General features: G+C 60.9%; 6 protein-coding genes and 1 pseudogene. 3 read left to right on the top strand and 4 right to left on the bottom strand.

Features of this window, described 5'->3' with window-relative positions:
• Both ENZ74_RS17485 and ENZ74_RS17480 read right to left on the bottom strand, forming a co-directional pair.
• Positions 1 to 172: alcohol dehydrogenase catalytic domain-containing protein (locus ENZ74_RS17485; RefSeq protein WP_164750036.1), on the bottom strand; the 172-nt coding region annotated here is incomplete at its 3' end.
• Between the two features lie 52 nt (positions 173 to 224).
• Positions 225 to 1412 (bottom strand): glycine C-acetyltransferase, encoded by a 1188-nt coding sequence (locus ENZ74_RS17480; protein ID WP_063167735.1) that lies wholly within the window; start codon positions 1410 to 1412, stop codon positions 225 to 227.
• Positions 1413 to 1743: 331 nt separating this feature from the next.
• Here ENZ74_RS17480 and ENZ74_RS17475 point away from each other — a divergent pair, with 331 nt between their 5' ends.
• A complete protein-coding gene (locus ENZ74_RS17475; RefSeq protein ID WP_063167734.1) occupies positions 1744 to 3810 on the top strand; it encodes an EAL domain-containing protein in 2067 nt (688 codons plus the stop codon).
• A gap of 76 nt (positions 3811 to 3886) precedes the next feature.
• A complete protein-coding gene (locus tag ENZ74_RS17470; RefSeq protein ID WP_081714379.1) occupies positions 3887 to 4627 on the top strand; it encodes a polysaccharide deacetylase family protein in 741 nt (246 codons plus the stop codon).
• Between the two features lie 71 nt (positions 4628 to 4698).
• Here the strand turns inward: ENZ74_RS17470 and ENZ74_RS17465 are convergent, their stop codons facing one another.
• The gene (locus tag ENZ74_RS17465) at positions 4699 to 5511 is read right to left on the bottom strand and encodes a DUF6817 domain-containing protein (RefSeq protein WP_224620272.1); all 813 of its coding nucleotides are present in this window, start codon (positions 5509 to 5511) and stop codon (positions 4699 to 4701) included.
• 115 nt (positions 5512 to 5626) lie between these two features.
• Positions 5627 to 6055 (bottom strand): MarR family winged helix-turn-helix transcriptional regulator, encoded by a 429-nt coding sequence (locus tag ENZ74_RS17460; protein WP_013532326.1) that lies wholly within the window; start codon positions 6053 to 6055, stop codon positions 5627 to 5629.
• Positions 6056 to 6170: 115 nt separating this feature from the next.
• On the opposite strand from ENZ74_RS17460, the pseudogene ENZ74_RS17455 reads away from it, so the two are divergent.
• A pseudogene (locus tag ENZ74_RS17455) lies at positions 6171 to 6387 on the top strand (hypothetical protein); the annotation flags it as partial.

The raw sequence follows: 6387 nt of genomic DNA, 5'->3' as shown, positions 1-6387 counted from the left end.
TCTTCTGCGCCCACTGGTCCCAATTGTAGATGTGCACGTCGGTGCCGCAGATCGCCGTCTTCTTGATCTTGATCAGCACGTCGTTAGGGCCGATTTCCGGCACCGGCACCTCTTCCATCCAGATGCCTGGTTCGGCCTTGGCCTTCACCAGCGCTTTCATCATGTTCGACATGCTTTTGTCCCTTGAAGCTCTTGTTCCGGAATCGCTTTTCGATTCCGGCTTGTCAGGAAATCACCCCGAGTTCGCGCCCGACGGCGGCGAACGCTTCCACCGCGCGGTCGATATCGGCGCTGGAATGCGCCGCCGACATCTGCGTGCGGATGCGCGCCTGCCCCTTTGGCACCACCGGGAAGGAGAAGCCGATGACATAGATGCCGCGCTTCAGCATGCGCGCGGCCATCTCCTGCGCCAGGCTGGCATCGCCCAGCATCACCGGGATGATCGGATGATCCGCTCCGGCCAGCGTGAAGCCGAGCTTGCCCATTTGCGACCGGAACCGCGCAGCGTTGTCGTAGAGTTTGTCGCGCAGCCCATCGCCGTCCTTGATCAGCTCGAACACCTTGATCGAAGCGCCGGCGATCGCCGGCATCAGCGTGTTGGAAAAGAGATACGGCCGTGAGCGCTGGCGCAACCAGTCGACCACCTGGCTTTTGCCCGAGGTGTAACCACCGGAGGCCCCACCAAGTGCCTTGCCGAGCGTCCCGGTGATGATGTCGACCCTGCCCTCGACGCCGCAATGCTCGGCCGAGCCGCGGCCGTTCTGACCGACGAAGCCGACGGCATGGCTGTCGTCGACCATCACCATGGCGTCATACTTCTCGGCGAGGTCGCAGACACCCCTGAGATTGGCGATGATGCCATCCATCGAAAACACGCCGTCGGTGGCGATCAACCGGAAGCGGCAGTCCCGGGCTTCCTTCAGGCGCGCCTCGAGATCGGCCATGTCGTTGTTGGCGTAGCGGAAACGTTTGGCCTTCGACAGCCGCACACCATCGATGATCGAGGCATGATTCAAGGCATCCGAAATAATGGCGTCTTCCTCGCCCAGCAGCGTCTCGAACAGGCCGCCATTGGCATCGAAGCAGGAGCCGTAAAGGATGGTGTCTTCCATGCCGAGGAAGGAGGAAATCGTGGCTTCGAGTTGCTTGTGCTCTTCCTGCGTGCCGCAGATGAAGCGCACCGATGCCATGCCGTAGCCATAGCGGTCGAGCGCCTGCTTGGCAGCATTGCGCAAATCGGCGCTATCGGCGAGGCCGAGATAGTTGTTGGCACAGAAATTCAACACCTTGTCGCCGCCGACCTCGATCTCGGCCGACTGCGTCGAAGTGATCACCCGCTCCGACTTGTAGAGGCCTGCCGATTTGAGCCCCGCGAGCTCGCTGTCGATGTGGGAGAGGAATGCTGCGGTCATGACCTAGCCTCGTTTGATGTGGGCCGACTGTCGTCTCGTCCGCGCGAAAAATCCATCGCAAAAACGACCGGATCGGTGGCAAGCAGCACGATGCGGCCCCGATGTCGATCATCACGCGGCCGAGGAACGACGCCACGACAAAGGTTCTGGCCGATGACCGCTCAAATGCCGGTACGGTGCTAAACGAGCCGATAACCATTCCGCGATCTTTCCACGGCCGCCCCTTGCCGGACAGCCGTCGATTTCCGGTCCTGTTAACGTTTGCAGTTCAATGGTGCTCATACAAGAATCCCTAGGCAAGAATCCTTAGGCGAGAGGGCCGCCCCCGAAAATGTCGCAGCAGCCGGTGCAAACCGTTTCAGGCAAGCTCATACTGCTGATCAAGGCTGGCTATTGGCTGGCCCTGCTGATCATTGCGGCCATGGTGATCGCCTCCTTCATCCTGCTGCAGCAGATGATGGCCACCCAACAGCACAATCACACCTTGCTCGACATCGTCAGCACACAAAAGACGCTGTCGCAGCGCATCGTCTTCCTTGCCAGTGCAACGGGTGCCGGTTCACGCGACAAGCAACCGGCGCTGGTCAGCGCGCTCAAGCAGGCAACGGCGGAGTTCGAGACCAACTACGACCTGCTGCTCGATCAGACAGGAGCCGATCCGCAATCGCCGGCCAAGCTCGACCCGAAGTCGATCGAAAGCGTCCTCTTCGCCAAGCCCTTCCACCTCGACTATTTCTCCGTCGGGCTGATCGCCAATGGCGACCGCCTGATCTCGGCCTATGAATCGCAATTCAACGGCAATGGCGGCTACAAGGGCGGCGGCGAACGCGTCAATCTCGACGCCTCAGTCGCCAATGCGACCTTGTCGGGTTATGCCGCGCTCGGCCAGCGCATCACTGCCGACGCCGACGACCGCTCCGAGAAGCTGCTCGCTCTCCATCGCACGCTGTTCTACGCCACAATCGGCGTCATCATACTGGTGGCGCTCTTCATCTTCAGGCCGATGTCGAACGCCATCCTGCGCAAGACGCATGAACTGATCGACGCGCGCAATTCCATGGCCTTCATCGCGGTTCATGACGGCCTCACCGGCCTGCACAACCGCACGTTCCTGACCGATCATTTCGACACGCTGATCAAGGGCACGCACCGGCGTCGCGAACGCCTTGCCGTCGTCCAGCTCGATCTCGATCGGTTCAAGCAGATCAACGATACGCTCGGCCACGCCGCCGGCGACTATGTGCTGGTCGTCACGGCACAGCGCATGCGCGATTCCTGCCGGGCGTCGGATCTGTGCGTGCGCCTGGGCGGCGACGAGTTCGTCATGATCCTCGGCGGCGCCGGCGGCACCGAAGACATCAACATGCTGGCGCGGCGCATCTTGGCGCACATCAACGAGCCGATCGTCTTCCAGGGCACGACCATTCTCCCAGGCGCCAGCGCCGGCATCGCGGTCTATCCGATCGACGCCGACAATGCTGGGGATTTGCTGGTCCATGCCGACCTGGCGCTTTATTCCGCCAAGAAGCTTGGCGGTGGCAACTTCTCCTTCTTCTCCGAGGAACTGCGCCGCGAACTCGATTATCGCAAGCAGCTCGAGCACGACATCAAGGTCGCCATCGCGGAGCGGGCGTTCCAGGTCTATTTCCAGCCGCAGGTCTCGCTGACCAACGGCACGATCAGCGGCATAGAGGCGCTGGTGCGCTGGAACCATGCGGAGCGCGGCATGATCCCGCCCGGCGAATTCATCCCGGTCGCCGAGAAATGCGGCTTCATGCCCGAGATCGGCCGCATCGTCATCACCAAGGCGATCAACGAGGCGGCCGAATGGAATCGCGCCGGCATTGCCTTCGGACGGCTTGCCGTCAATGTTTCCGGCACCGAGCTGCGCGAGCACGATTTCGATGCGTTCTTGTTCGAGACGCTGGAAAAGGCTGGGCTGCCGCCGCAAAAACTGTCGCTGGAAATCGTCGAATCCGTCATCCTCGACGACGAAAAGACAGGCATCGCCGCCAAGCTGCGCCACATCAGGGCAGCCGGCGTCCATCTCGAACTCGATGATTTCGGCACCGGCTATGCTTCGCTCAGCCATGTCAACCCGAACGAGATCGACCGGCTGAAGATCGATCGCCGCTTCGTTCAGAACATCCATGAGAATGGCGACAACTCGAAGATCGTGCGCGCCATCACCGAGCTGGCGCGTGGCCTCGGCATCTCGATCGTCGCGGAGGGTGCCGAAACCGAGGCCGAGCTCGATTCGCTGATGGCGATCGGCTGTGACCAGGTGCAGGGCTACTCCATCGCCTTCCCGATGCCGCACGACAAGGCGCTGGAATGGCTGACCGCTCGCATGCCGAAGAAGGCCAAGCTGACGGTGCTGCAAGGAAGCCTGGCATAGGTACGGCCGGGCTGCCTTGACAACCGCGTGTGAAGATGGCCGCCTTGTCGTGATCGCAACAGGGATATCGGGGCTGATGACACCGTTTCGGTTTGCCCTTGCGGCACTGCTGATCTTTGCGGCCCCCGCCCAGGGCGCCGATCGCACCATCTATCTTACCTTCGACGATGGGCCGCTGAACGGCACAAGCAACATCCTCGACGTGCTGGAGGCCGAGCAGGTTCCTGCAACCCTATTCATGGTCGGCATGCACGCACAGGCGAGCGCTGCCAACAGAGCGCTCGTCCAGCGCGCCAAGCAGCTTCCTCTGGTGACGCTCGGCAACCACAGCTACAGCCATGCCTACAATCACTACCGGCATTTCTACGGCGACACCGAGGGTGTCGTCGCCGACATGGTACGGGCAAACGCGGTGCTCGGCTTGAAGCCCGTGGTGCATGCAAGGCTGCCGGGGCGCGACGTGTTCAGGCTGCCCTCCATGTCGAAGAACGACACTTCGCTTGGCCTCGCCCAGGAGGGGCATGAAGAGCCCGACTACGAATTTGTCGCGGCCTCAGGCTTCTATCTCTACGGCTGGGACCATGAATGGGTGCACAAGGACAACGGCGAGCCGGTGCAGAGCGTCGACCATCTGGTCAGCGAGATCGATCATCTGTTCGGCTATGGCCGCTTCGTCAAGCCCGGCAAGCTGATCCTGCTGATGCATGACGAGATGTTTCAGGACGGCTTCGACGGCAAGACGAAGCTGACCAATTTGATCGCCGCGCTGAAGCTGCGCCGTTACGCCTTTGGGGCAATCCAGGGCTACGACGACTGAACCGGTGAGGACGGCGAGTTCTTCAGCGGATGTGCATCGGTACCCGATGCTGTCGCATGGCCGGCAAGGCGTCAAAGCACCTCGATCGACTCCCCGCGCAGCTTGTGCCGACGCAATTTGATGTATGTGCGCAAATTAGGCGTCATCTGAAAGCCCACCAGCTTCGTCTCCTGGAGGGGAGCAGCCCACGCCATCGTCTCGTAGCGGGCGCCGTAACCTTCGATGGTGGCGGCAAGATTTTCGCGGCCCAGATTCCTGGCCAGAGTGGCGCAGGCAGCAACCCTCGAACGAATCGACTGGCCGTATTTGGGCGCAAACGCCAGTCCGCCGTCCGCCAGGTCATCGACCTCATGGGCAAGCGCCAGGAACAGAATGTCCTCGTCGCCGGTCGGCACACCTTTGTCCACAATGCGCTCGGGATCTCCCGTGTCGAATTTCAGTCCGACCACGCGAGCGACAAGACCCTCGACGCGAGGACCAATTTTTTGCTCCAGCCACTTGCGATGAGCATCGGTTCGCCTGCTGGATTTGCCGTCCGGATACTGGCCTCCGTCATAGGCGGCGTGAAACATAGCGGCGAGGACAAGATCGACGCTTTGGTCGAAATGCGCGACCGACGACGCAGCTCCCACCGCATGGCAGATGAAAGGCCGTCCCGTCTTGCGATAACGGCCGTTGAACATCGCGCAACACACACGATACGCCTTCTGCACCCTGGCGATATCGGCAAGCGGATATCCAGCCTCGTATAGCTGGATGTAAAGCGCCGTGTTGGTCTGGCGCGGAACGAACAGATCTTCTTTGGTCAACTTGTCCCCCCGAACGTTGTTAGGTTTTCCGGCGACTTCTCGCTCCCGAAGCCAGCGGCTTCGGTATTCTTGCACAGATTTTACAGAAGAGTTGAGCCTGACCTCTTCCCACCAGGATCAGCCGGACAATGGAACGTTACAAATGTGATGAGGGAAGTCCAGTCCAAGGAAATTCTTGGTCCGCAGGGTTCTATCCCCCGACATTGCCCCGCAACACAGCCAGCACCTGCGCGAACTCCGCCAGACGCTCGTCGGTCAATCCCACTCGCAGCCGCTTGTCGAAGACGAGCGCGGCCTTGCGCAGTGTCTCGAACATCGCTTCTCCGGCCTCGGTCAATTCGACCAGATGAACCCGGCGGTTGACGGGGTCGCGGCGGCGCATCAGCAGGCCCTGCGCCTCCATGGCGTTGAGATGATGGGTCAGCGTCGCGCCCTGGATACCGATCATGCCGGCAAGCTCGCGCTGGTTGGCAAGGTTGCTCGACTTGACCGATAGCAGCGTGAGCCAGATCGGCAATGTACCTCCAGCCTCGACCAGGGCAGCATCGAAGGCCTGGGCAACCAGCTTGGCGGTTCGTCCGAGATTCATGCCGACTGGCGGGCGGTCAAAGGGTGTCATTGCAGGACCCTAGACGGTGTCATGCACGGATGGAACTGGCACGACTTATATATTGACATCGAACCATTCGATATCTAATTATCTAGAGATGGCGGGCTAAAGAGGAAATCCGGTCATGCAATATGTCTACATCGTCGTTATCGGTCTTCATGTCATGGCAGGCGTATTCTGGGCGGGCACGACCATCGCGGTCGGCCGTGACCCGGACATCCGGGCGGAACGGTTCTTCCGGCCGCAAATGGGCGCTGCCGGCCTGGTTTTCCTGACCGGCATACTGCTCTGGTATTTCTTTCACGAGGGTGTTTTCGGCTCGATGGAGAAGGTGCTGGCGC

Source organism: Mesorhizobium sp. M7A.F.Ca.CA.002.15.2.1 (assembly GCF_003998715.1).
In the GTDB taxonomy this organism is placed as follows: domain Bacteria; phylum Pseudomonadota; class Alphaproteobacteria; order Rhizobiales; family Rhizobiaceae; genus Mesorhizobium; species Mesorhizobium ciceri.
This window is presented reverse-complemented; position numbering and strand designations above follow the sequence as displayed.